20 protein-coding genes are annotated in these 24,438 nt (G+C 67.0%); 6 read left to right on the plus strand and 14 right to left on the minus strand.

Going from position 1 to position 24,438, the window contains the following annotated elements; genetic code table 11:
* Positions 1–11: 11 nt before the first annotated feature.
* From EWH21_RS13545 to greB, 3 genes are read left to right on the plus strand one after another with little or no spacing between them, the layout of a single operon-like run.
* Positions 12–695 carry an ABC transporter ATP-binding protein gene (locus EWH21_RS13545; RefSeq protein ID WP_152488805.1) on the plus strand — a complete coding sequence of 228 codons (684 nt, stop codon included), beginning with the start codon at positions 12–14 and terminating at the stop codon, positions 693–695.
* The gene (locus tag EWH21_RS13550; protein ID WP_277698557.1) at positions 695–3,199 is read left to right on the plus strand and encodes an FtsX-like permease family protein; all 2,505 of its coding nucleotides are present in this window, start codon (positions 695–697) and stop codon (positions 3,197–3,199) included. The genes EWH21_RS13545 and EWH21_RS13550 overlap by 1 nt, the downstream gene beginning before the upstream one ends.
* A 54-nt stretch (positions 3,200–3,253) precedes the next feature.
* Positions 3,254–3,751 (plus strand): transcription elongation factor GreB, encoded by a 498-nt coding sequence (gene greB / locus EWH21_RS13555; RefSeq protein WP_277698558.1) that lies wholly within the window; start codon positions 3,254–3,256, stop codon positions 3,749–3,751.
* A gap of 69 nt (positions 3,752–3,820) precedes the next feature.
* On the opposite strand, the gene EWH21_RS13560 is transcribed toward greB, so the two are convergent.
* Positions 3,821–4,129, minus strand: coding sequence for a hypothetical protein (locus EWH21_RS13560; RefSeq protein ID WP_037047763.1), 309 nt, complete (start codon positions 4,127–4,129; stop codon positions 3,821–3,823).
* A 497-nt stretch (positions 4,130–4,626) separates the two neighbouring features.
* Between EWH21_RS13560 and EWH21_RS13565 the strand changes: the two genes are divergently transcribed.
* Both EWH21_RS13565 and EWH21_RS13570 read left to right on the plus strand, forming a co-directional pair.
* Positions 4,627–5,580, plus strand: coding sequence for a triacylglycerol lipase (locus tag EWH21_RS13565; protein ID WP_277698559.1), 954 nt, complete (start codon positions 4,627–4,629; stop codon positions 5,578–5,580).
* Between the two features lie 84 nt (positions 5,581–5,664).
* A complete protein-coding gene (locus EWH21_RS13570; protein WP_277698560.1) occupies positions 5,665–6,696 on the plus strand; it encodes a lipase secretion chaperone in 1,032 nt (343 codons plus the stop codon).
* A gap of 5 nt (positions 6,697–6,701) precedes the next feature.
* Here EWH21_RS13570 and EWH21_RS13575 read toward each other — a convergent pair whose 3' ends face one another.
* The 4 genes from EWH21_RS13575 to EWH21_RS13590 form a co-directional block, all read right to left on the minus strand.
* The gene (locus EWH21_RS13575; RefSeq protein WP_037047772.1) at positions 6,702–7,721 is read right to left on the minus strand and encodes a LacI family DNA-binding transcriptional regulator; all 1,020 of its coding nucleotides are present in this window, start codon (positions 7,719–7,721) and stop codon (positions 6,702–6,704) included.
* 159 nt (positions 7,722–7,880) lie between these two features.
* The gene (locus tag EWH21_RS13580) at positions 7,881–8,894 is read right to left on the minus strand and encodes a TRAP transporter substrate-binding protein (protein ID WP_037047775.1); all 1,014 of its coding nucleotides are present in this window, start codon (positions 8,892–8,894) and stop codon (positions 7,881–7,883) included.
* Between the two features lie 57 nt (positions 8,895–8,951).
* Positions 8,952–10,229 carry a TRAP transporter large permease subunit gene (locus tag EWH21_RS13585; protein WP_277698561.1) on the minus strand — a complete coding sequence of 426 codons (1,278 nt, stop codon included), beginning with the start codon at positions 10,227–10,229 and terminating at the stop codon, positions 8,952–8,954.
* Positions 10,230–10,278: 49 nt separating this feature from the next.
* Positions 10,279–11,400: a gluconokinase, GntK/IdnK-type gene (locus EWH21_RS13590; protein WP_277698562.1), complete on the minus strand. Its 1,122-nt coding sequence runs from the start codon at positions 11,398–11,400 to the stop codon at positions 10,279–10,281.
* 192 nt (positions 11,401–11,592) lie between these two features.
* On the opposite strand from EWH21_RS13590, the gene EWH21_RS13595 reads away from it, so the two are divergent.
* Positions 11,593–13,674 carry a TonB-dependent receptor gene (locus tag EWH21_RS13595; RefSeq protein WP_277698563.1) on the plus strand — a complete coding sequence of 694 codons (2,082 nt, stop codon included), beginning with the start codon at positions 11,593–11,595 and terminating at the stop codon, positions 13,672–13,674.
* Positions 13,675–13,763: 89 nt separating this feature from the next.
* On the opposite strand, the gene EWH21_RS13600 is transcribed toward EWH21_RS13595, so the two are convergent.
* From EWH21_RS13600 to peaB, 9 genes are all read right to left on the minus strand, one after another.
* A complete protein-coding gene (locus tag EWH21_RS13600; protein WP_037047784.1) occupies positions 13,764–14,891 on the minus strand; it encodes an acyl-CoA dehydrogenase family protein in 1,128 nt (375 codons plus the stop codon).
* Positions 14,892–14,901: 10 nt separating this feature from the next.
* A complete protein-coding gene (locus EWH21_RS13605; protein WP_277698564.1) occupies positions 14,902–16,086 on the minus strand; it encodes an acetyl-CoA C-acyltransferase in 1,185 nt (394 codons plus the stop codon).
* Between the two features lie 10 nt (positions 16,087–16,096).
* Positions 16,097–16,864, minus strand: a complete 768-nt coding sequence (locus tag EWH21_RS13610) for a 3-hydroxyacyl-CoA dehydrogenase (protein WP_277698565.1) — start codon at positions 16,862–16,864, stop codon at positions 16,097–16,099.
* Between the two features lie 18 nt (positions 16,865–16,882).
* On the minus strand, positions 16,883–18,502 hold the full coding sequence (locus EWH21_RS13615) for an AMP-binding protein (protein WP_179554250.1): 1,620 nt from the start codon (positions 18,500–18,502) through the stop codon (positions 16,883–16,885).
* Between the two features lie 112 nt (positions 18,503–18,614).
* The gene (locus EWH21_RS13620; protein WP_277700616.1) at positions 18,615–19,637 is read right to left on the minus strand and encodes an AraC family transcriptional regulator; all 1,023 of its coding nucleotides are present in this window, start codon (positions 19,635–19,637) and stop codon (positions 18,615–18,617) included.
* A 72-nt stretch (positions 19,638–19,709) separates the two neighbouring features.
* Positions 19,710–21,392: an AMP-binding protein gene (locus tag EWH21_RS13625; protein WP_277698566.1), complete on the minus strand. Its 1,683-nt coding sequence runs from the start codon at positions 21,390–21,392 to the stop codon at positions 19,710–19,712.
* Between the two features lie 135 nt (positions 21,393–21,527).
* Positions 21,528–22,652, minus strand: a complete 1,125-nt coding sequence (gene peaD, locus EWH21_RS13630; protein WP_175253984.1) for a quinohemoprotein amine dehydrogenase subunit beta — start codon at positions 22,650–22,652, stop codon at positions 21,528–21,530.
* 29 nt (positions 22,653–22,681) lie between these two features.
* On the minus strand, positions 22,682–23,005 hold the full coding sequence (gene qhpC / locus EWH21_RS13635) for a quinohemoprotein amine dehydrogenase subunit gamma (protein ID WP_037047810.1): 324 nt from the start codon (positions 23,003–23,005) through the stop codon (positions 22,682–22,684).
* Between the two features lies 1 nt (position 23,006).
* A complete protein-coding gene (gene peaB / locus EWH21_RS13640) occupies positions 23,007–24,437 on the minus strand; it encodes a quinohemoprotein amine dehydrogenase maturation protein (RefSeq protein WP_047590837.1) in 1,431 nt (476 codons plus the stop codon).
* Between the last annotated feature and the right edge of the window lies 1 nt (position 24,438).

Genomic DNA, 24,438 nt, shown 5'->3' on the forward strand with positions numbered 1-24,438 from the left:
TTGGAATCTCCATGACTTCGAGCATTCTCGCTGCGCGGAACCTTAGCAAAGTGGTCAGCAGCACGGAAGGCGAGCTGACGATCCTCCACGACCTCGATCTCGACCTGGCAAAGGGTGACAGCCTGGCCATCGTCGGCAGCTCCGGCTCAGGGAAATCCACCCTGCTCGGCCTGCTGGCCGGTCTCGATCTGCCCAGCGGCGGCGCCGTGCTGCTGGCCGGCAAGAACCTCGGCGAACTCGACGAAGACCAGCGCGCCCGCCTGCGCGCCGAGCATGTCGGTTTCGTCTTCCAGTCCTTTCAGTTGCTCGACAGCCTCAACGCCCTGGAAAACGTGATGTTGCCGCTGGAGCTCGAAGGCCACGCCGATGCCCGCTCGCGCGCACGCGCCCTGCTCGAACGTGTCGGTCTGGGGCAACGCCTGACCCACTACCCGCGGCAGCTGTCCGGCGGTGAACAGCAGCGCGTCGCCATTGCCCGCGCCTTTGCCGCCGATCCGGACGTGCTGTTCGCCGACGAGCCGACCGGCAACCTCGACAGCCACACGGGTGAACGCATCAGCGACCTGCTGTTCCAGCTCAACCAGGAGCGTGGCACCACGCTGGTGCTGGTCACCCATGACGAGCGCCTGGCGCATCGCTGCCAGCGCCTGATCCGCCTGGAGGCCGGGCACCTGATCGACCGCGTGGAGCCCTGATGAATCGCGTCCCCGCTGTCCGCCTGCTTTCGCTCGCTGCCCGCCAGCTGCTGCGTGACGCCCGTGCCGGCGAGTTGCGCGTGCTGTTCTTCGCCCTGCTCGTCGCGGTGGCCGCCAGCAGCGCCATCGGCTACTTCAGTGCACGCCTGAACGACGCCATGCTGCTGCGCGCCAGCGAGTTCCTCGCCGCCGACCTGCGCCTGAGCGGAAGCACACCAGCGGATCAGGCGCAGATCGATGCTGGCCTCGAACTGGGTCTCGAGCATGCGCGTGCGGTGGAGTTCTCCAGCGTGGTCGCCGCTCAGGACGGCATCCAGCTGGCCAGCGTCAAGGCGGCCAGCGCGGGCTACCCGTTGCGCGGCGAGCTGCGCAGTGCGCCCGAGCCTTATGCAGCGGAAGAAGTGGGTTCCGGGCCAGGACCTGGAGAGGCCTGGGCCGAGGCACGGCTGATGGTGGCGCTGAACCTGAAGGTCGGCGACGAGATCGAGATCGGCGCCAAGAGCCTGCGCCTGAGCCGCGTGCTCACCTACGACCCGGACACCGCTGGCGATTTCTACAGCCTGACGCCGCGCGTGCTGATCAATCTCGACGATCTCGCCGCCACCGAGGTGGTTCAACCGGGCAGCCGCGTGCGCTTTCGCGAGCTCTGGCGCGGCGATGCCGAGGCCCTGGCCGCCTACCGCCAGGCCATCGAAGCGGGCCTGCAACCGAACCAGCGCCTGGACGACCCGCGCGACGGCAACCGCCAGGTTGGCGGTGCGCTGGGCCGCGCCGAGCGCTACCTGAACCTGGCCAGCCTCGCCGCTGTGCTGCTTGCAGGCGTGGCCGTGGCACTGTCGGCAGCACGCTTTGCCGCGCGGCGTTTCGATGCCAGTGCGCTGCTGCGTTGCCTCGGCCTGTCGCGACGCGAAGCGCTGACCCTCTTCACCCTGCAGCTCGCCTTGCTCGGCCTGATCGCCTGCGTGCTGGGCGCCCTGCTCGGCTGGGCCGGCCAGTACATTCTGTTCCACCTGCTGCGCGGGCTGATTCCCGCCGACCTGCCACCCGCCGACATCTGGCCGGCACTGGCCGGCATGGCCACCGGTCTGGTGGCGCTGGCCGGCTTCGCCCTGCCGCCACTAGCAGCACTGGGTCGCGTGCCGCCGCTGCGCGTGCTGCGCCGCGACATGCTGCCGGTACCGGCCAGCTCCTGGCTGGTGTATGGCGCGGCACTGGTGGCGCTGGGCCTGATCATGTGGCGACTGAGCCTGGACCTGCGCCTGACCCTCGCCCTGCTGGGCGGTGGCATGCTCGCTGCCGCGCTGCTCGGCGGCCTGCTTCTGCTGGGCTTGCAGAGCCTGCGTCGGCTCCTGCAGAAAGCCGCCCTGCCCTGGCGCCTGGGCCTGGGCCAGCTGTTGCGCCACCCGCTGGCCGCCGCCGGTCAGTCGCTGGCCTTCGGCCTGATCCTGCTGGCCATGGCGCTGATCGCCCTGCTGCGTGGCGAGTTGCTCGATACCTGGCAGGATCAGCTGCCCGAGGATGCGCCCAATCACTTCGCCCTCAACGTGCTGCCCGCCGAGCGCGATGCCTTCGCCGCCCGCCTGGCCGAGTTGTCGCCGCACCCGGCCCCGCTGTACCCCGTGGTGCCGGGCCGACTGATCATGATCAACGATGAGCCGGTGCGGCAACTGGTGACCAAGGAGAGCCGCGGCGAGCGCGCCATCCAGCGCGACCTGAGCCTGACTTGGGCCGAGCAGTTGCCCGCCGACAACCTGATCTCCGCCGGCAGCTGGTGGGGCGCCGCCCATGCCAGCGAACTGCCCGGCGTATCCGTCGAGGCCGAACTGGCCGAAAGCCTGCAGCTGAAGCTGGGCGACCGCCTGCGCTTCAACGTCGGCGGCATCGAACGCGAGGCCCAGGTAAGCAGCCTGCGCCAGGTGGACTGGGACAGCTTCCAGCCCAACTTCTACATGATCTTCGAGCCACAGACCCTGCAAGACCTGCCCGCCACCTACCTGACCAGCTTCTACCTGCCGCCCGGCCACGATGCCGAGCTGATCGCCCTGAGCCGCGCCTTCCCCAGCGTCACCCTGCTGCAGGTGGACGCCCTGCTGGCGCAGCTGCGCAGCATCCTGGCGCAGGTCACCCTGGCCATCGAATACGTGCTGCTGTTCGTTCTCGCTGCCGGCCTCACCGTGCTGCTGGCGGGGCTGCAGGCGACGCTGGACGAGCGCATCCGCCAGGGCGCCCTGCTGCGGGCGCTGGGCGCCGAGCGCCGCCTGCTGGTCAGCGCCCGCCGCGCGGAGTTCGGCCTGCTCGGCGCCGCCGCCGGCCTGCTTGCCGCGCTGGGCTGCGAGCTGGTGAGCTTCCTGCTCTATCGCTATGCCTTCGACATGAGTTGGCAACCGCATCCGTGGCTGCTTCTGCTGCCGCTGATCGGCGCCCTGCTGATCGGCCTGGCCGGAGTACTGGGAACCCGCCGCGCCCTCAACGCCAGCCCGCTCAGCGTGCTGCACGAAGGCTGAGCAGCGCCGGAGGGGTTTGCTAGACTGGCGCCCCCTCCAGCCAACAGAGCCACCATGAGCCGCTATCGCCCCCCTCGCCCCGCCGGTACGCCCCTGATCACCCCGGAAGGCGAAGCGCGCATGCGCGCCGAACTGCACGAGCTGTGGCATGTGCGCAGGCCACAGGTGACCCAGTCGGTCAGCGAGGCGGCCGCGCAGGGCGACCGCTCGGAGAACGCCGAGTACACCTACGGCAAGAAGATGCTGCGCGAGATCGACAGCCGCGTGCGCTTTCTCACCAAGCGTCTGGAGAAGCTCAAGGTCGTCAGCGACAGGCCCTCGAACCCGAACAAGGTGTACTTCGGCGCCTGGGTCACCATCGAGGACGAGGACGGCGAACAGTCGCGCTACCGCATCGTCGGCCCGGACGAGTTCGACCTCAAGCAGGGCCAGATCAGCATCGACTCGCCACTGGCGCGCGCCCTGGTGGGCAAACCGCTGGATGCCGAGGTCCGGGTACACAGCCCGGGCGGCGAGAAGACCTGCTACATCGTCGAGATCGCCTATCCGTGAATCGACGGGGCGCGACCAGCGCCCCTGCCGCAGGGGCCATCGGCGGCCTCGGATAACGAAGAGTCGTTGCTAGCGCCGGGTGATCAGACCCTGACGCGCCACCCGCACCAGTTCGCCAACGGTCTGTTCGAGCTGCTCGGCGCTGGGTGCCTGGATCACGGCCAGATCGAAGCTGTCGCGGGCGAAACGGCTCAGCGACTCACCGTTCTGCACGAACTGGATGCGAAACGCACGCGACCCCGACCAGCGCTTGGGCCAGCCTTCGAGATAACGCAACAAGGTGGGTTGATGGCTGCCGCCAAGCAGCACGCGCGGATTGCGCAGCAGCAGGCCCGAAGTGATGGGCGCCAGGCGAATAAGGGGTTGGGGACAGATCATGGTCGAGTCTCCGCCTCGAGAATCCCGCTGGGCAGCGGTGAGAGGCGACACCGAACCAGCGCTTTAGCGGAATTTCAGGTGTCGATGACAACACCCTGAGGCGCCCCGCAAGTAGCTGTTTAAATCGGCGCAGGGCGAATCCTAGAGAAGCCCACGACAAACTGTCAAGGCGCTTCTGAGCCCAACCCCAACCTTCGATTGGCTGAGAGGGCATCCCGGCGTTCGACAGCGCCTCCACCCGTCTTCGCGGCGCCGTTGCAGCCCTCCGCACGCTGCCAGCCCACAGCATTTCCTCGCCTGGACGTGTCGACCCGTAACAGCGAAATGCACCCGAGGTATGTGGCGATCTGCAGCGAACGACCGGAATAGAGGCGTCCCGCGCCAATCGACGGCACTGGCATGTTTCCTGCCATCTTTCTTGCGCCGTACGCGCCACGGGATGGGCGCGATCCGCTTGCAGGAAGCACTTGACTGCCCAACAAACCACGAGAGCGCCCATGAAGAACAATAAAACCCTGCTCGCCCTCTGCCTCAGTGCCGGCCTGCTCGCCAGCGGCCAGACCCAGGCATTCTGGTTCGGTTCCTCCGGCTATACCCAGACCAAGTACCCCATCGTCCTCGGCCACGGCATGCTCGGCTTCGACAGCATCCTCGGCATCGACTACTGGTACGGCATCCCGGCTGCCCTGCGGCGTGACGGTGCCAGTGTGTACGTCACCGAGGTCAGCCAGCTCGACACGTCCGAAGCGCGCGGCGAACAGCTGCTGCAGCAGGTCGAGGAGATCGTCGCCATCAGCGGCAAAGGCAAGGTCAACCTGATCGGCCACAGCCACGGCGGGCCGACCACTCGCTACGTCGCCGCAGTGCGTCCGGACCTGGTTGCCTCGGTCACCAGCGTCGGCGCGCCACACAAGGGCTCCGCCGCCGCAGACTTCCTCAAGGGCATCAGCGACGGGCCTGCCGGGCCGGTGGCCACCCCTCTGCTGGCCGGTATCGTCAACGGCCTGGGCACGCTGATCAACTTCCTTTCCGGCAGCTCCAGCACCACGCCGCAGAATGCACTCGGCTCGCTGGAGTCGCTCAACAGCGAAGGCGCCGCGCGCTTCAACGCCAAGTTCCCGCAGGGCCTGCCCACCAGCGCCTGTGGCGAAGGCGCCTACAGCGTCAATGGCGTGCGCTACTACTCCTGGAGCGGCACCAGCCCGCTGACCAACCTGCTCGACCCCAGCGACCTGCTGATGGGCGCCTCCTCGTTGACCTTCGGCAGCGAAGCTAACGATGGCCTGGTGGGCCGTTGCAGCTCCCGCATGGGCCAGGTGATCCGCGACAACTACCGGATGAACCATCTCGACGAGGTCAACCAGACCCTGGGACTGACCAGCCTGTTCGAGACCGACCCGGTCACCGTCTACCGCCAGCATGCGAACCGTCTGAAGAACGCCGGGCTCTAGGCTGACCGAGTGTTCCACCCGAGCCATGGGCATCGAGACATCGATGCCCATGGCACACCCCCTCCCTGACGCGTCGAGTCACATGTGAAGAAAATCCTCTATGCCCTGCCGCTGCTGATTGGCGCCAGCCTGGCGCTGATGTTCTACCTGCAACCCGCACACCAGGGCCCCTCGCCCAGCGCAGCCAGCACAGCGCCTGCCGCGCCGCAGATCGCTGCGCCTGCGACGTCGGCGGACACCCTCGCCGTGTCCCCACCCGCACCCGAAAAAACCACGAGCCTGGCCCTGCCCGGCTCCTTCGTCGGCACCGAGGTCGACGGCAGCTTTCGTGTCGACGCCGCCGGCAACCTGATCATCAGCGAGGATATCCGCCGCATCTTCGACTACTTTCTCGCCAGCATCGGCGAAGAGAGCCTGGACGCCAGCGTGTCACGCCTGCGCGGCTACATCGACGCACAGCTGCAGGAGCCTGCGCGCGCCCGTGCCCAGGCATTGCTGGACCAGTACCTGAACTACAAGCGCGAACTGGTGCTGCTGGAGCGTGACCTGCCGCAGATGGCCAGCCTCGATGCGCTGCGCCAACGCGAAAGCGCGGTACAGGCCCTGCGGGCGCGGCTTTTCGATGACGAAACCCATCAGGCCTTCTTCGGTCGCGAGGAAGGCTACAACCGTTTCACCCTGGAACGCCTGGCCATCCAGCACGACGCCGGCATGAGCGCCGATGAGAAAGGCGCCGCCATCGACAGACTGCGGGCATCGTTGCCCGAAGCGCTGCAGGACGCCGTGCTGCCGCAACTGCAACAGGAGCTGCGCCAGAACACCGCGCGCCTGCAGGCGCAGGGCGCCAGCGCGGCGCAGATTCGCCAGATGCGCCAGCAACTGGTCGGCGCCGAGGCCACTGCCCGCCTGGAGACGCTGGACGGTCAGAGACAGAACTGGCAAAGGCGCCTGGAGGCCTATCTTGCCGCCAAGGCGCAGATCGAAGCCAACCCGGGCCTCAGCAGCGCTGACAAGCGCGCCGCCATCGACGCGCTGGCAACGGAACGCTTCGACGAACGTGAGCGCCTGCGCCTGGAAGCGGCCGAGCAACTGGCCACCGCGAACAAGGGCCAGTAATCGCGTCAGGCGCTGTCGCGCATGACCAGCTCGAAGCCGACGTCGACGCAGTGCTGCTCGGGCGTCTCGCCACGCATCAGCGCCAGCAGCATGTTCGCCGCCAGCTCGCCGATCTGCCCACGGGTGGTGCGCACGGTGCTCAGCGCCGGGTGCATCCAGGCCGCTGCCGGCAGGTCGTTGAAACCGGCGATGGCCAACCGTCCCGGCACATCCAGGCCCAGCTGACGCGCACGGAACAAGGCCCCCATGGCCAGGTCGTCGTTGTTGAAGAACACCGCATCGATCTGCGGCTGTTGCGCCAGCAGGCGGTCGAGCAGCTCGGCGCCCAGGCCGATGGACGACAGCTCCGGCGTCAGCAGCTCCAGTGCCGGGTCGTGGCGCTGCAGATAGCGCATCACCTGGCGGTACCCTTCGGCCCGCTGCAAGGTGCGCGGGTCGAGCTGCGCGGCGGCGAAGGCAATGTGTCGATAGCCGCGCTGCACCAGGGCACGGGTCATCGCCGCGCCGGCCTCGATCTGGGAGAAGCCGACGCAGTAGTCCTCCGGCTCCTCGCTCAGTTCCATCAGCGTCACCAGCGGACAGGTACTGGCACCGAGAATCTCGCGGGCCGCGTCACTGCGCTCGAATCCGGTCACCAGCAGGCCGGCCGGCTGGTGCGCCAGGTAGGAGCGCAGCAGGCGTTCGTCCTCCTCGACCCGGTAATGGCTGACGCCGATCATCATCTCGAAGCCGGCGGGCATCAGCACCCGCTGGATCGCCTCGACGGTATCGACGAACACCGAGTTCGACAGCGAGGGAATCACCACCGCCACCAGGTTCGACCGCGAACTGGCCAATGCCCGCGCCGCCGGGTTGGGCACGTACCCGAGCGCCTGGGCCGCACGCATCACCTGCTCGCGCAACGCATCGGACACCCGCCCTGGCTGCGAGAGCGCGCGCGACGCGGACATCAGCGAACACCCCGCGGCCTTGGCGACATCGGACAGGGTGACACGCTCTGCAGAGCGGCGACGGCGTTGGCTCATAGCGCCTCCATTGATGATCAGCGGGCAATTCTACCAGCCCTGCCGATGAATAAAGCGCGGGACACGCCGCCCGGGGCAACGCCACCATGCAAGGAGCGTTGCCACCTGCGTGCCCCGCGAAACCTCGAGTCGGCCCGTCAGTCGTGCACGGGCCGGCTCTTACCGTGCAGCCTTGTCGACCTCGGCCTGGACCTGATCGAACAGCTGCTGACCCACCGTATCGACCACCTTGGCGATCGCCGGGGCAGCCTGCTCACGCATGCGCTGCACCTCGGCGGGGGCCACTTCGTTGATCTGCATGCCCTTGTCCTTCAGCTGCGCCAGCGCGCGGGCGGCCTCCTCACGGGTGTCCTGGCGCTCGAAATCGCGGGCTTTCTGCGCCGCCTCCAGGAGGATCTGCTGCTCGGTCTGCGACAGGCCGTCCCACCAGCGCTTGGACACGGTGACGATCCACGGGCTGTACACGTGATTGGTCACGGTCAGGTACTTCTGCACCTCATAGAACTTCGAGGAGAGAATGGTATTGAACGGGTTTTCCTGACCGTCGACGGCCTTGGTCTCTAGGGCGGTGAACAGCTCGGAGAACGGCAGCGGCACGGCATTGGCGCCCATCAGCTTGAAGGTTTCGAGGAACACCGGATTGGGCATGACCCGCAGCTTGACGCCGGAGAAGTCTTCCAGCCGGTTGATCGCCCGGGTGTTGTTGGTCAGGTTGCGGAAGCCGTTCTCCCAGTAGACCAGGCCGACCAGCCCCTTTTCCTCCAGCTTGTCCATCACCTGGCGGCCGACCGGCCCGTCGAGCACGGCATCGGCCTGCTCGGCGCTGCTGAACAGGAACGGCGTATCCCAGACCGCCATTTCCCGGGTGATGCCCACCAGGGTCGCGGTGGAGCCGACCATCATCTCCTGCGCGCCACCGATCAGCGCACTCTGCATCTGGTCATCGGAACCCAGGCTGGCGGCACCGAAGGTGCGCACCTTGAGCTTGCCCTCGGAGGCCTTGGCCACCTCCTCGGCGAACAGCTTGGCCGCGCGGCCCTGGTTGCTGTTCTCGTTGAGGCCATAGCCGAAGCGGATCATGCGCGAGCGCACGTCATCGGCATGCGCGCTCAGGCTGGCCAGCGGGCTGCACAGCATGGCAGCGGTGAGGACGGCGAGCAGTGGACGTTTCATCGGGACTACCTCTTATTGTTGTGAATGAAACCGGCGTGCCAGTGCCGGTGGGTCAACTCAGCGCAACCAGGCCAGCGGCACGGTGACGACCGCCGGGAACGCCACCAGCAAGGCGACGATGCCCAGGTAGATCAGGAAGAACGGCAGCACGCCGCGCACCAGGATCTCCATGCGCAACTTGCCGATGCCGCCGACCACGTTGAGCACGGTGCCGACCGGCGGGGTGATCAGGCCAATCGAGCCGATCAGCACGAACATCACGCCGAAGTACACCGGATCGACCCCGGCCTTGATCGCGATCGGCGCCAGCACCGGTGCCAGGATCAGGATGGTCGGCGTCAGGTCGAGGACCATGCCCACCGCGATCATCAGCAGCATGATCGCCAGCATCAGCAGACGCGGGTGTTCGGCCAGCGGCCCGAGCATGGCGCCGATCTCGTCAGGCAGCTGCGCCAGGGTGATCATGTAGGCCGATACCGTTGCCGCAGCGCAGAGGAACATCACCGACGCCGTGGTGCGACTGGCGCGCGTCAGGGTTTCCATCAGCCCTGCCCAGTCCAGCTCGCGGTACAGCAAGGTGGAAACCGCCAACGCATAGACCGCCGCGACCACCGCCGCCTCGGTGGGTGTGAAGATGCCGAAGCGCAGGCCGCCAACGATGATCACCGGCAGCATCAGCGCAGCGGCGCCGTCGACCAGCACGCGCCGACGCTCGGCCGCACTGGCCTTCTCCGGTGTCGGCTCGGTGAAACCGCGGGCGATCAGGGTCCAGGCGATGATCAGGCCGCCGCCCATGATCAGCCCCGGCACCAGGCCGGCCATGAACAGCTGGCTGATGGAGGTGTTGGTGACCACGCCATAGATCACGAACGGCATCGACGGCGGAATGATCGGCGCGATGATGCCACCCGCCGCGACCAGGCCCGCCGACGAATGCAGCGGATAGCCACGCTGGCGCATCATCGGCAGCAGCAGCGTCGCCAGCGCGGCGGTGTCGGCCAGCGCCGAACCGGACATGCTGGCCAGCAGTACCGCTGCGGCGATGGCGACATAGCCGAGGCCACCGCGCAGGTGCCCGAAATAGGCCTGGGCCATGGCGATGATGCGCCGCGAGATGCCGCCCGCGTTCATCAGCTCGCCGGCCAGGATGAAGAACGGCACGGCCAGCAGCGGGAAGCTGTCGGCACCCGCCAGCAGGTTCTGCGCCAGCAGCTGCACGTCCCAGAAATCCAGGTACCACATCAGCACTGCCGCCGTGAGGATCAGGGCGAAGGCAATGGGCATGCCGAACGCCATGAACCCGAGCAGGGAGGAAAGAAACACTGCGACAGTCATCGGCGCATCCTCGTTGGGCACTGCCCGTCTTGTTGGAGTGGGCCCGGCATCATTCGGCCAGCGCCCGGTTCAGCGAGCGCTCGGGGATGCGGCGCCAGAGGTTGATCAGCTGCACGAACGCCAGGATTGCCAGCACCAGCATGCTCGCCAGCACCGGGAACATGGCCAGCACCACCGGATAGCCGACCACCGTACTGACGTTGCCCCAGCCGAACTGCACCTGGTTCCAGGCGCCCCAGGCCGAGAGCAGGCTGGCGCCGGCCACCAGGATCCAGCTGAGCGAGTCCAGCAGGCGCTGCGCCAGTACGGGGAAGCGGTCGCGAATCATGCGGAAGGTCATCAGCTCGCCGCGGCGCATGCTCGAGGCCACGCCGACGAAAACCAGCCAGACGAACGCCAGACGCGACAGTTCTTCCGCACCCGGCCAACCGGTGCCGAACACGTAGCGCAACACCACGTTGGCGAACACCGCCACCACCATGAACGCCATCAGTGCGGCCATCAGGCCGTCGGTCAGACGATCGAAGAGGCGTGCCACATGTCCTTCATAGATGGGTTCGGCGCCCAGCTGCGCCTCTTGGTTAGCGCTATCAATCTCAGCCTCGAGAATGCCGGCGGCGTCACCTGCGTCAGCCTCCGGCAGGTCGTTCCGCACCCAGGCGGCGATCTGTTCGACCAGCGCCTGCCGCGACTGCCGGGCATCCAGCACCCGCACCAGCGGCTCGTCAGCGGGCGATTCGAGGGTGGCGAACTGGCTGTCGACCAGCGATGTCGGCATGAAATGCCCGGGCCGTGCGCCCACGCGCTGCAAGGCGGTGGCGTGATCGATATGCAGGTGCGCGAACTGCAAACCCGCCACCGCGCCGCGCAGACGCTCGCGATAGGCGCCCTTGAGCGCCGAGCAGGCCAGCACGAAGCCCTCGCCTGCGGCCTGCGCCGCCTGCATCTGCTCGCACAGGGCATCCAGCCACTGGCGGCGGTCAGCATCGCTCAGCGGGATACCGGCGCGCATGCGCGCGACGTTCTCGGCAGGATGGAAATGATCGGCCTCGATATGGCGCCAGCCCAGCGCGGTAGCGACCGCCTGGCTGATATCGCTCTTGCCGGAGCCACTGACGCCCATGACCACCAGGGCGGTGTGGGCAGGCCGTACGGAAGGCTGCTGTTGCATGGAAACTCCAGGGCACCATCGATGTGGGCCGCTCATTGTTTGCGCCGGATGTTAGCGCTATCCAAAACATCCGACAACCCTCCCCGGCAACATTTCGTAGAGCATTTCTGCCGCCGCCTGCGGCTTGTCACTGGTCGCCACTGATCGACCAAGCCAAGATCATCCACCTGCTTCCTGGGAGACCTTTCGCTCATGCACCGGCCAAGCCCTCGCCTGTGGCTGCCCACGCTGTTCCTGCCACTGGCCGCGCAGGCCGAAGACACCCGCTACCAGGCCGAGCCCCTGGTCGTCACCGGTAGCCGCTACCAGGCCAGCGGCTGGCGGCTGCCCTTCTCCGTCAACCGCATCGACGCCGAGCAGGCCACGCTGGGCAAGCCCGGCGTCAATCTCTCGGAGGCACTGGGCAGCGTGCCCGGCCTGGTGGTGCAGAACCGCCAGAACCATGCGCAGGACCTGCAGATTTCCTCGCGCGGCTTCGGCGCCCGCGCCGCGTTCGGCATCCGTGGCATCAAGCTGCTGGCCGACGGCGTGCCGCTGTCCAACCCCGATGGCCAGGGCCAGGCGGCCACCTTCGACCTCGACACCCTGGAGCGCATCGAGGTCCTGCGCGGGCCCTTCGCCAGTGTCTACGGCAGCAACTCCGGCGGGGTGATCCAGCTGTTCTCGCGTGACGGCCAGGGTGCGCCCAGGGTCTCCGCCGACACCTCCCAGGCCGCCTACGGCACCCGCCGCACGCGCCTGAGTGCCGAAGGCGGCAACGCACAGGCCGGTTTCATCATCAACCGCTCGCACTTCGAGACCGACGGCTACCGCGACCACAGCGGCGCCATCCTCGACAAGACCTTCGCCAAACTGACCCTCCACCCCGACGACCTCAGCACGCTCAGCCTGAGTGTCAGCGAGCTGGACCAGAACGACACCCAGGACCCGCAAGGCCTGACCTGGGCGCAGGTGCAGAGCGACCGCCGCGCGGCAGCGCCCAGTGCCCTGCTGTTCGATACGCGCAAGAGCGTCGACCACCGCCAGCTGGCCCTCAACTATGAGCGCGGCTTCGCCGCCGGTACCTGGCAGAGCACGCTGTACAGCGGTACGCGCCGGGTGATTCAGTACCAGTCGATTCCGCCTGCGGTACAGGGCAACCCCACCCACTCCGGCGGCGTGATCGACTTCGAGCGGCGCTTTCACGGCATCGGCAACCGCTGGATTCAGCCCTTCGACCTGGGCGGCAGTCTGCTCACCCTCACCGCCGGGTTGGACTACGACCAATCCCGCGACGAGCGCCAGGGCTACGAGAACTTCAGCGGCAGCACGCTCGGCGTCAAAGGCGCCTTGCGCCGCGACGAGCGCAACCGGGTGACCAGTCTGTCGCCCTACGTCCAGGCCGCCTGGCAGCTGGGCAAGCTGGATCTGCAGGCGGGCCTGCGCCACAACCAGGTCGAGTTCGAGGTGGAAGACCGCTTCCTCGGCAACGGCGACGACAGCGGCTCGGTCACCTACCGCGAGCTGACGCCGAGCCTGGGCGCCAGCTACGCCCTGCTGCCGGCACTGAGTGTCTATGCCAGCTGGGGCCAGGGACTGGAGACACCGACGCTCAACGAGCTGTCCTATTCCGGCGCCAACGGCGGTTTCGGCTTCGACCTGAAACCGGCCACCAGCGAGCAGATCGAAGTCGGCCTGAAGGCGCGCCTGGCCGCCGGCACCCGCCTGCAACTGGCGCTGTTCCAGATCGATACCGACGACGAACTGGTGGCGTCGGCCAGCGGTGGTCGCTCGCGCTTCCAGAACGCGGCGCAGACCCGCCGGCGCGGCATCGAGCTGGCGCTGGAGAGCCGTCTGAGCGAGGCCCTGCGCGCTCACCTCGCCTATACCCGGATCGACGCCACCTACAGCCAGGCGTTCAGCAGCAACGGCCGGATGATCGAGGCGGGCAACCACCTGCCGGGCATTCCCGCGCACAGCCTGTATGGCGAGCTGAACTGGCAACCGGCGTCAGGCGTCAGCACGGCCATCGAGGCGATGTACCGCAGCGAGCGGTACGTCGAAGACAGCAACAGCGACAGGAGCGCGCCGAGCTACGCGCTGCTCAACTGGCAGGCGCGCTTCGAGCAGAGGGTCGGCGCACTGACCTTCAACCAGGTCCTGCGCATCGACAACCTGCTGGACCGCGACTACATCGGCTCGGTGATCGTCGGTGACGGCAACGGTCGCTACTACGAGCCCGGCCCGGAGCGCGCCTGGTACGTCGGCGCGGGGGTGCAGTACCAGCTCGATTGAACGCTGCCTTCGTAGGAGCCGGCTTGCCGGCGATGCTTTTTAAGTAATGATCGCCGGCAAGCCGGCTCCTACAATGAACAAACCATCAGTCAGAGGCTGCGCGCGATGACCATTCGCTGCACGTCGCTGGTGCCTTCGTAGATCTGGCAGACGCGCACGTCGCGGTAGATGCGCTCGACCGGGAAGTCCTTCAGGTAGCCATAGCCGCCCAGCGTCTGGATCGCCGCCGAGCAGACCTTCTCGGCCATTTCCGAGGCGAACAGCTTGGCCATCGACGCCTCGGTCAGGCATGGCTGACCCGCCTCGCGCAGGCTGGCGGCGTGATGCACCATCTGCCGCGCCACGGCGATCTGCGTGGCCATGTCGGCGAGGCGGAAGGCCACCGCCTGGTGCTCGATGATCGGCTTGCCGAAGGTCACCCGCTCGTGAGCGTAGTCCCGCGCCGCCTCGAATGCGGCACGGGCCATGCCCACCGACTGCGCGGCGATACCGATGCGCCCGCCTTCCAGATTGGCCAGGGCGATACGGTAGCCCTCGCCCTCCTCGCCCAGGCGCAGGCTCGCTGGAATGCGCACTTCGTCGAGCTGGATCTGGCAAGTGTCGGAGGCATGCTGGCCAAGCTTGTCCTCCACCCGCACCACCGAGAACCCCGGGGTGTCGGTCGGCACGATGAAGGCGCTGATGCCCCGCTTGCCGGCCTGGGCATCGGTGACGGCGAAGACGATGACCATGCCGGCCTGGTTGCCGGAGGTGATGAACTGCTTGGCGCCGCTGAGCAGGTAATGATCGCCGTCGCGCCGCGCGCGGGTGCGCAGGTCGCTGGCATCGGACCCGGCCTGAGGCTCGGTCAGGGCGAAGGCGCCGAGCATGCTGCCTTCGGCCAGTGGACGGAGAAAGCGCTGCTTCTGCTCCTCGCTGCCGTACTTGAGAATCGGCATGCAGCCCACCGAGTTGTGCACGCTCATGATGGTCGAGCAGGCGCCGTCACCGGCGGCAACTTCCTCCAGCGCCATGGCGTAGGCCAGGTGGCCGGTCTCGGCGCCACCCCACTGCTGCGGCACCAGCATGCCCATGAAGCCGAGCTGCCCCATCTCGGCGATGGCCTCCGCGGGGAAGCGATGCTCGCGGTCCCAGTCGGCGGCAAAGGGCTTCAGGCGCTCCTGGGAGAACTGGCGGGCCATGTCGCGGATGAGGATTTCATCTTCGTTCGGAATCATCTCGTTCTCCTTACAGGCGCTCGACCGCCACCGCCGTGGCCTCGCCGCCGCCGATGCACAGGGAAGCCACACCGCGCTTGAGGTCGTATTGCCCCAGCGCATTGAGTAACGTCACCAGCACGCGCGCACCGGAAGCGCCGATGGGGTGACCCAGGGCGCAGGCGCCACCGTGGACGTTGAGTTTGTCGTGGGGGATGTCGAGGTCGCGCATCGCCACCATGGGCACCACGGCGAAGGCTTCGTTGACCTCGAACAGGTCCACCTCACCCAGGTTCCAGCCCGTGCGCGCCAGCAGGCGCTGGATCGAGCCGACGGGCGCGGTGGTGAACAGGTTCGGCGCATGGGCGAAGGACGCATGCCCGGCGATCCGCGCCAGCGGTTGCAGGCCACGCTTCTCCGCCTCTTCCAGGCGCATCAGCAGCAGCGCCGCGGCGCCATCGGAGATGGAGCTGGCGTTGGCCGCCGTCACCGTGCCGCCCTCGCGGAACGCCGGCTTGAGGCCGGGAATCTTGTCCATGCGCGCCTTGGGCGGCTGCTCGTCCTCGCTGACGCTCATCCACTCGCGACCGCAGCGGGCCTGTACCGGGACGATCTCGGCGGCGAAGCAGCCCTCGCGCATGGCCTTCTGCGCACGGGTCAGCGAGGCGATGGCGAAGGCATCCTGCTGCTCACGGGTGAAGCCATAGGCCTGGGCGCAGTCTTCGGCGAAGGTGCCCATCAGACGCCCCTTGTCGTAGGCATCCTCCAGGCCATCGAGGAACATGTGGTCGAGCACCTTGCCGTGCCCCATGCGATAGCCGCCACGCGCGCGCTCCAACAGGTAGGGCGCGTTGGACATGCTCTCCATGCCACCGGCCAGTACCACGTCGGCGCTGCCAGCCCGCAGCAGGTCGTGGCCCAGCATCACGGCCTTCATCCCCGAGCCGCACATCTTGTTCACCGTCGAGCAGACCACCGACTGTGGCAGCCCGGCCCCCAGTGCGGCCTGACGCGCCGGCGCCTGGCCCTGGCCGGCCTGCAGCACGCAGCCCATGATCACCTCGTCGACGGTGTCGCCGGCGATACCGGCCCGCTCCAGAGCCGCGAGGTTGGCAGCGGCGCCGAGCTGGGCCGCGCTCATCTCCCTGAAGTCCCCCAGGAAGCCACCCATGGCGGTACGGGCGGCACTGACGATGACGATGGAATCCTTGTTCATGACGGTCTCCTCACTTCGCGGCCATGCGTATGGCGCCGTCGAGGCGAATCACCTCGCCGTTGAGCATGGCGTTCTCGACGATATGGCGCACCAGTGCCGCGTACTCTGCCGGCCGGCCAAGGCGCGGCGGGAACGGCACGGCGGCGCCGAGGGCATCACGGACCTCCTGGGGCATGCCGGCCATCATCGGGGTCTCGAAGATGCCGGGCGCGATGCACATCACGCGGATGCCGTGGCGAGCCAGTTCGCGGGCAATCGGCAGGGTCATGCCGACCACGCCGCCCTTCGAGGCCGCATACGCAGCCTGGCCGATCTGCCCATCGAACGCTGCGACCGAGGCCGTGTTGATGATCACGCCACGCTCACCATCGGCATTGGCCTGGCCCTGGGCCATGCACTCGGCGGCCAGGCGCAGCATGTTGAAGCTGCCGACCAGGTTGACGTTGACCGTGCGGGCGAAGCTCTCCAGACCATGCACGCCATTGCGGCCGATGACCTTCTCCGCCGGCGCGACCCCGGCGCAGTTGACCAGGCCCTGCAGGCCACCGAAGGCTTCCGCAGCGGCATTCACCGCAGCGCGGGCATCCTCCTCGCGGGTGATGTCCGCTTTCACGAAGCGGGCGTTGCTGCCCAGTTCCTCGGCACGCGCGGCGCCGGCCTCGGCGTTGATGTCCACCAGCACCACCTTGCCGCCCTGCTCCAGCAGTTCGCGGGCGGTGGCCAGGCCCAGACCGGAGCTGCCGCCGGTCACCAGGAAAACGGAATTCTCGATACGCACGTTCTTTACTCCTTCGAATCAATGAGCGGCGGCCTCCTGGGCCTTGGCGATCTCCTGGTTGCGCAACAGGAAGCGCTGGATCTTGCCGCTCGGGGTCTTGGGTAGCTCCGCGACGAACTCGATCTCGCGCGGATAGGCATGGGCGGACAGGCGCTGGCGCACGTACTGCTGCAACCCCTCGGCCAGCGCGGCGTCGGCGGCATGGCCGGCATGCAGCACGACGAAGGCCTTGACCAGCTCGGTGCGTTCCGGGTCGGGCTTGCCGACCACGGCGGCCTCTATCACCGCCGGGTGTTCGATCAGCGCGCTCTCCACATCGAAGGGGCCGACGCGGTAACCGGAGGTGGTGATCACGTCATCGGCGCGGCCGACGAAACTGATGCTGCCATCCGCATTGAGCTCGACGGTGTCACCACTCAGATAGTAGTCGCCGACGAAGGCGCGGGTTTCCAGGCCCTGATAACCGGGGAACCAGAACAGCGGCGAACGCGGCATATCCAGGGCGAGGATGCCGGGCTGGCCGACCGCCAGTTCGCGCTGCTGCTCGTCCAGCACCACGACACGGTGGCCGGGCATGGCGAACCCGGCGGCGCCCAGGCGCACCGGGTGCTGCAGCGCGTGGTGGTTGCACAGCACCATGCCCAGCTCGGTCTGCCCGTAGTGGTCGTGGATGACGCAGCCGAGCCCCTCGGCGAACCAGCGGATCACCTCCGGGGTCAGCGGCTCGCCAGCGCTGCTGACGGCGCGTAGCTGCCCCTTGATCGCAGCTTCCACCTCACCCTTGCCCGCCAGCAGCAGGCGGTAGGCGGTGGGCGAGCCGGCCAGGTTGCTGATGCCGTAGTCGCGGATGATCCGGCAGGTGCTTTCGACGCTGAAACCGCCTTCGTAGAAGAGCGTGGCATGGCCCATCGCCAACGGTCCGGTCACCGCGTAGTAAAGGCCGTAGGCCCAGCCTGGGTCGGCCAGGTTCCAGAAGCGGTCCTCGGCGCGCAGGTCGACCGCCTCGCGCATGTAACTGACGAAGGCGACGATGGCCTTCAGCGGCACCGCCAGCGGTTTCGCCAGGCCGGTGGTGCCGGAGGTGAACATCAGCAGGAAGGGATCGGACGCCTTGCGCATGACCGCTTCGAAGTGTTCCGGCTGGCGCTCCAGCTCGGCCTGGAAATCGTCACCCACCGTCAGCACCGGCGGCGCGTCCGGCACCTCGTCGAACTTGGCGCGATTGGCCAGGTCGGTGACGACCAGCTTGCTGCCGGCGCTGCGCACGCGGTGTTCGATAGCCTTGGGCCCGAAGGCGGTGAACAGCGGCTGGTACACCGCGCCCGCGCGCCAGGTCCCGAGGATGGTGATCAGCAGTTCCGGCGTGCGCGGCAGCATGCCCGAAACGCAATCGCCGGGGCCCACGCCACGGGCCTGGAGCAGGTTGGCAAAACGCGATGCGGCGTCCTTGAGGGCGGCGAAGGTCCACTCGGCACGCTCGCCGTTGCGCCCCTCCCAGAGCAGCGCGACGCGCCCTGGCTGGGCATGGCGGTCGCAGCATTCGACACAGGCATTCAGGGCGTCGAGGTCGCCGGCCAGGGTGCTGGAAGCGGCACTGGCGTAATCGAACTCGCGGGCAGCGGTGAAGTAGTCGCGCATCGGGTAGCCTCCGGTGTTCTTGTTGTTGGAGTGCCACGATGGTCGCGCCAGGGGCCGCGAGGCGGCAATGTCGAAACAGGTCGATCGAAGCGAGCGTTTTTGACAGCGCCGCTCAGTCCACGCCCTCCAGGGCGCGGTACTGTCCCGGAGTGGTGCCGGTCCACTTCTTGAAGGCCTTGTAGAAGGCGCTGGTGTCGGCGAACCCCAGCTCGTAGGCCAGCTCGGCGAAGTGGCTGGCGCCCTCGTCCAGGCGCGCGATGGCCAGGTCGCGACGCACCTGGTCCTTGAGCCCCTGGTAGGACTGGCCTTCCTGGGCCAGCTTGCGGCGCAGGGTCGAAGGCGCCATGTAGAAGTGCCCGGACAGGGCGTCGAGATCGGGCCAGCGCCCGGCGTTGAGGCTGCGCAGGTAGGCCTTGATGCGCGCGCCGAGGCTCTGCGGGTCGCGATAGCGCACCAGGATGTTGCCCGGTGCACCGGCGAGAAAGCGGCGCAGCTCGCGCTCGCTGCGACGCAGCGGCAAGTCCAGGCAGTCGGCGTTGAACAGCAGGCGATTGCTGGCGCGCCCGAAGCGCAGGTTGTCGCTGAACATCACTCGGTAATCGCCGCAGTAATCCGGCATGGCGCAGCGCAGCTCGACGCTGAGAATGGCGATGCGCCGCCCCACCAGCCAGCAGGCCAGGCCGTGCAGCATCAGCCACAGGGTGAAGCTGGAGAATGCCCGCCCCGGCACTCCGCCAGAGTCGTCGAGGACGATCTGCGCCAGGCTGCCCTGACGCTCCAGGCGCGGCCGCAGGCCATCGAAGATCAGGCCGAGAAAGCCCAGCATGCTCTCCAGCGCGCTGCCCAGGTCGGCCTCGCGCAGCGCCGTGCGGGCCATGAAGGCAAAGCTGCCAGACTTCATGCGCCGTGCATTCATGCCGAAGAACTCGTCGTCCATGGCCAGGGCGATGGCCCGCCACAGCTGGGCATAGGCCGATGCCGAGACCCGCGCATAGGGTCGCAGCAGCTGCCCCGGTGTGATGCCGGCTTGCGCCAGCAACGGCGCCTCCGGCAGGCCGCGGCGGCGCCACTCGAGCAGTGCCTCGGCCACCAGTTGGACGGAGATGGTGCCTTTCTCGGCGACGATGGCCGTCATGTCTTTCCCTGCAACGCCTGACGAGCCGCCACTGTCGCAGGGCAACACCACGCTGGCAATCGCCACCGTCACTCAGCCGCTCTGTACCTGGGCCAGGCGCTCGATGCTGATCTCGCGCATGCGGAATTTCTGGATCTTGCCGGTGACCGTCATCGGGAAGCCGTCCACGAAGTGGAAGTGACGCGGGACCTTGAAGTGCGCGATGCGCTCCCGGGCCCAGGCACGCAGCTGTTCTTCGCCGAGTTCATGGCCGGGGTGCAGCATGACCCAGGCGACGATCTCCTCGCCGTAGCGCTCGCAGGGAATGCCGATCACCTGCACGTCGGCCACCGCCGGGTGGGTGAAGAAGAACTCCTCGAGCTCACGCGGATAGATGTTCTCGCCACCACGGATGATCATGTCCTTGCTGCGCCCGACGATGCAGACGTAGCCATTGTCGTCCATCGACGCCAGGTCACCGGTGTGCATCCAGCGCCCGGGGTCGATGGCATCGGCCGTGGCCTGCGGGTTGCTCCAGTAACCGAGCATCACGCTGTAGCCACGCGTGCACAGCTCGCCGATGGTGCCGCGCGGCACTATCCTGCCGTCGCTGTCGACGATCTTGCTCTCCAGCAAGGGCTGGGTGCGGCCGACGGTGGTCACGCGCAGCTCCAGCTCGTCCTCGGGGCCCGTCTGCAGCGATACCGGGCTGGTCTCGGTCATGCCGTAGGCGATCTGCACCTCGCTCATGTGCATTTCCCTGATGACCCGGCGCATCACCTCGATCGGACAGGTCGCGCCGGCCATGATGCCGGTGCGCAGGCTGGACAGGTCGAATTCGCCGCGTCGCGGATGGTCCAGTTCGGCGATGAACATGGTCGGCACGCCATACAGGGCAGTGGCCTTTTCCTCGGCCACGGTCTGCAGGGTGGTCAGCGGATCGAAGGCATCGCTCGGGTAGATCATGGTCGAGCCATGGGTCACGCAGCCCAGGTTGCCCATCACCATGCCGAAGCAGTGGTACAGCGGCACCGGGATCACCAGGCGGTCGTGCTCGGTGAGGCCGAGGCTCTCGCCCACCATGTAGCCGTTGTTGAGGATGTTGTAGTGACTCAGCGTGGCCCCCTTGGGGAAGCCGGTGGTGCCGGAGGTGTACTGGATGTTGATCGGGTCATCGAACTGCAGGCTGGCCTGGCGCTCGGCCAGCGCCTCGACAGGGACCGAAGCAGCGCTTGCCTGCAGGCTGACCCAGGACAGGAACGCAGCCGGCGGATTGGCCGCCAGGCTGACCACGCCACGCAGTTCCGGCAGGCGCTCGCACTGCAGCCGGCCCGGCTCGGCGTCCGCCAGCTCCGGCACCAGGCCGAGCAACATCGCATGGTAGTCGGAGGTCTTGAAGGCATCGGCGCAGATCACCCAGCGGCAGCCGGACTGCTTCAGCGCGTACTCCAGCTCGCTGCTGCGATAGGCGGGATTGATGTTGACCAGGATGGCGCCGATCTTGGCGCTGGCGAACTGGGTGATGCACCACTCGGCGCAGTTCGGTGCCCAGATTCCCAGGCGGTCGCCGCTCTCGATGCCGAGGGCGAGCAAGGCGCGGGCATGGCGTTCGACCACCTCGGCCAGCTCTCGCCAGCTGTAACGCAGGCCCTGATGGCGCACGACCAGCGCCTCACGCTCGGGGAACCGGGCGACCGTGGCGTCGAACGCCGCGCCGATGGTCATGGCGAGCAAGTCCTTGTCCTGCCGCCCGCGGGTGTAACTCGGGTGATTCATGGCTTTCCCTTCTTGTCTTTGTAATGGGATCGTCGCTGAACAGGCGGCCAGCCATTGGGGCACGGGCCGCGGAACCTGTCGATTATCACAGCGGAAGGTCGCATGGGTATGCGACCTTCGCCACTGCGAGCAACCTTATCGAGTAAATACCTGAGTGGTGGTGATCGCCATATCGCCACCTGGCAGCTTGATGTTCTTGATCTTCTCCAGCGTATCCGGGTCGAACACCGCGATGTCGTTGAAGGTGCCGGCCAGGTACAGCTTGCTACCCTCGGTGTTGAAGGCGATGCAGTAGTAGGTGTGCTCCAGGTTGGCAGCCTTGATCAGCTTCTGTTCCTTGATGTCGTACTTGGCCAGGCGGTTGAGTACGCCGAACATCTGGTTGGCATCCTTGGGCGAGCGCAGGCCGGTGAAGTACAGCTCGGTCAACGAGGCGAAATCCTCCACGACCGCCTTGCCGGTCTTCAGGTCGATGCTCAGATAGCCGTAGCGGTAGTCGGCGCTCGCCAGGTCCTGCGTGTCATCCTGGAAGCGGGCTGCCGTGTAGAGCATCGAGAAATCGTGCATCGCGGTCTGGTGCGGCCAGAAGTACAGCACGTCCGGTGCACTGTAGAGCGGCCGCTGCCAGTTGCGCAGGGGCACCGCCACCTCGTACTGGCCGGTGTGCACGTCCATCTTGTAGATGTCCGGCCCGGCGACGAACAGCGAACCGTCATCGGCGGCGCGCATCAGGTACACCTGGCGCGGCATCGGGAAGCTGCGCAGCGGCTGGGCATCGAGCCCGGCGGCGGTATCGAACACCTCCAGACGCGGCGGCTTGACCACATAGTGATCGCTCATCATCTGCGTCGGGTTGACCGTGGTGTACAGCTCCTTGCCATCCGGGCTGAGGGCGAAGGAGAACATCGAGCGCACCTTTTCCCCCGGACTGCGCGACAGCCGGGCGTGGAACACCGTGCGACAATCGTCCAGATCGATGCCGTAGAGGTCACCGTAGTGGTTGTTGAGCAAGTACGCCGTCCTGTTGTCCGGCGCCATCATCGCGGTACCGGGGCCGAACGCATCGGGTAGCTGGCAGGTCTTGTACAGGCTGTCGCTGGCCAGATCGACCACATGCAGGTTGTTCGGATAGTTGGTGGCGATCAGGTATTCCTGACCGACCTTCAGCGCCGGGCCGGCCTGCGCCGCAGCATTGGCATGACTGCCCAGGGCGAGCCCGGCGACGACGGTCGCCAGGCTGGCGATGGTTTGGAGTTTCATACGCTGTCCCCTCTTGTTCTGCGCGCCGGTCATTTGTCTTTCGGGAATACGGTGTTGAGGTTGCGCCAGTCCTGCGACGAATCCTGGGCAGTGGCGTTCCAGTCCTGATAGGTGCTCATCATGTCGGGCACCTGGGCCGGCCACCAGCAAGGGTCGGAGCATCCGTAGAGGTCGGCCTCCATCGGCTGACAGAGGGAGCTCACACCGCCGAAGGCGTCCACCTCCCAGCCCGGATCGGTGGTGGCGGTGCAGCCGGCGACGGCGCTCATGGCCACGACCTCTTCGATACGATCTTCGGCTGCAGCTTGTTCGAGCAGTTGTGCTTTGTTGTTGAGCGGCTTCAGATGTTTCATGTCAGTGCGCCTTCCGCGGAGAGATGTAGCTGCTGATGAAGGCCGGGTTGACGGCCATGATGCGGCTGTAGACCTCGATGCCGAAGTCCACCCAGTCGCGCATCAGCTCGCAGTAGTGATAGGTCGGGTGAGTCGGGTCGCCGTAGCGGGCGTAGCTCTCGTGATAACAGCCCCCGGAGCACAGGTTGCGAATGCGGCAGCTGTCGCAGCCGGTGCCCGAGCGATCCAGGCGCTGGGACAGGAAGTCGTTTAGCTCGACCTGCTTCACGCCGCTGTGCACATTGCCGAAGGTCGGCATGCTCGAACCGGTGAAACGGTGGCAGAGGTTCAGCTCGCCCTTGTGGTCCACCGCCAGCATCTTCAGGCCGGCGCCGCAGGGCAGCGCCTTCTTGTGCCCTTCATGGATGTCGGTGATCAGCTGGTGCAGGTTGGAGAAGCCGATGTTGCGGTGTTCCAGCGCCGCGTCCAGGTAGCGCCGGCCGAGGGCCTTCATGTTGGCGAAGACCTCGACCAGTTCCTCAGCGGTCAGGTTGTAGTCGGCCATGTCTCCCGAGGTGACCGGCGCGAAGCCGACTTCGGCGAAACCCAGTTCGTTGAACAGGTGATTCCAGATGGTCTCGACATCGGTAATGCCGCGCGTCAGGGTCACCCGCGCCCCAACCGGACGGCTGCGATAGCGCGACAGCAGCAGGTCGACCTTGCGCCGCACCACATCGTAGGTGCCCTGCCCGCCCACGGTGATGCGGTTGCGATCGTGCACCGTCTTCGGCCCGTCGATGCTGATCGACAACCCGAAGCGGTGGGCATTGAGGTAGTCGATGATCTCTTCGGTGAGCAACGTGGCATTGGTGGTCATGATGAACTCCACCTGCTTGCCCGCTTCGGCGAAGCGCCGCTCGCAGTAGTCCACCATGTGCTCGATCAGTGCCCGGTTGGAGAGCGGCTCGCCGCCGAAGAACACCACACTGTAGCGCTGCTCGTCCGGCGACTCCTTGAGCAGCATCTCCACCGAGGCCTCGGCGGTCTGCGCCTGCATCTTCTTGCCGGCCGAGGGTTTGTCCAGGTCTTCCTTGTAGCAATAGGTGCAGCTCAGGTTGCAGCCGGTGTTGACGTTCAGCACCACCGTGTTCAGCGCCGTGCGTTCGACCCTGGCGATGCCGATTTCCGGCGTCAGTGGCGAGCCGTCGCTGACCACTTCCAGCGCGATCAGCTCGCGCAGCGTTTCATCGATGGCCTGCCCGGCGAAACGGTCGGCCAGACGCCGCACCAGGTCTTCGGACGAGCAGCTCTGCTGACGCAGCGCGTCGATGATGCCGCCCGTCACGTCATCGGCGGCGAACAGCGAACTGCTCGGAATGTGGAACAGCATGCGGTCGGCATCCACTCGCACTTCGTGCAGGTTGCGCTCGACCAGATTCAAGATTGCGCCCATG

This window comes from Pseudomonas sp. REST10, from assembly GCF_029542605.1.
Taxonomy (GTDB): Bacteria; Pseudomonadota; Gammaproteobacteria; order Pseudomonadales; family Pseudomonadaceae; genus Aquipseudomonas; species Aquipseudomonas khazarica.

Coding starts and splice junctions, on each gene's coding strand:
- EWH21_RS13565 (WP_277698559.1), top strand. CDS start 4,627: ATGAAGAACAATAAAACCCTGCTCGCCCTCTGCCTCAGTGCCGGCCTG.
- EWH21_RS13560 (WP_037047763.1), bottom strand. CDS start 4,129: ATGATCTGTCCCCAACCCCTTATTCGCCTGGCGCCCATCACTTCGGGC.
- EWH21_RS13615 (WP_179554250.1), bottom strand. CDS start 18,502: ATGCGCGACTACTTCACCGCTGCCCGCGAGTTCGATTACGCCAGTGCC.
- EWH21_RS13600 (WP_037047784.1), bottom strand. CDS start 14,891: ATGATTCCGAACGAAGATGAAATCCTCATCCGCGACATGGCCCGCCAG.
- EWH21_RS13550 (WP_277698557.1), top strand. CDS start 695: ATGAATCGCGTCCCCGCTGTCCGCCTGCTTTCGCTCGCTGCCCGCCAG.
- EWH21_RS13545 (WP_152488805.1), top strand. CDS start 12: ATGACTTCGAGCATTCTCGCTGCGCGGAACCTTAGCAAAGTGGTCAGC.
- greB (WP_277698558.1), top strand. CDS start 3,254: ATGAGCCGCTATCGCCCCCCTCGCCCCGCCGGTACGCCCCTGATCACC.
- qhpC (WP_037047810.1), bottom strand. CDS start 23,005: ATGAAACATCTGAAGCCGCTCAACAACAAAGCACAACTGCTCGAACAA.
- peaB (WP_047590837.1), bottom strand. CDS start 24,437: ATGGGCGCAATCTTGAATCTGGTCGAGCGCAACCTGCACGAAGTGCGA.
- EWH21_RS13575 (WP_037047772.1), bottom strand. CDS start 7,721: ATGAGCCAACGCCGTCGCCGCTCTGCAGAGCGTGTCACCCTGTCCGAT.
- EWH21_RS13585 (WP_277698561.1), bottom strand. CDS start 10,229: ATGACTGTCGCAGTGTTTCTTTCCTCCCTGCTCGGGTTCATGGCGTTC.
- EWH21_RS13625 (WP_277698566.1), bottom strand. CDS start 21,392: ATGAATCACCCGAGTTACACCCGCGGGCGGCAGGACAAGGACTTGCTC.
- EWH21_RS13620 (WP_277700616.1), bottom strand. CDS start 19,637: ATGACGGCCATCGTCGCCGAGAAAGGCACCATCTCCGTCCAACTGGTG.
- EWH21_RS13590 (WP_277698562.1), bottom strand. CDS start 11,400: ATGCAACAGCAGCCTTCCGTACGGCCTGCCCACACCGCCCTGGTGGTC.
- EWH21_RS13580 (WP_037047775.1), bottom strand. CDS start 8,894: ATGAAACGTCCACTGCTCGCCGTCCTCACCGCTGCCATGCTGTGCAGC.
- peaD (WP_175253984.1), bottom strand. CDS start 22,652: ATGAAACTCCAAACCATCGCCAGCCTGGCGACCGTCGTCGCCGGGCTC.
- EWH21_RS13595 (WP_277698563.1), top strand. CDS start 11,593: ATGCACCGGCCAAGCCCTCGCCTGTGGCTGCCCACGCTGTTCCTGCCA.
- EWH21_RS13605 (WP_277698564.1), bottom strand. CDS start 16,086: ATGAACAAGGATTCCATCGTCATCGTCAGTGCCGCCCGTACCGCCATG.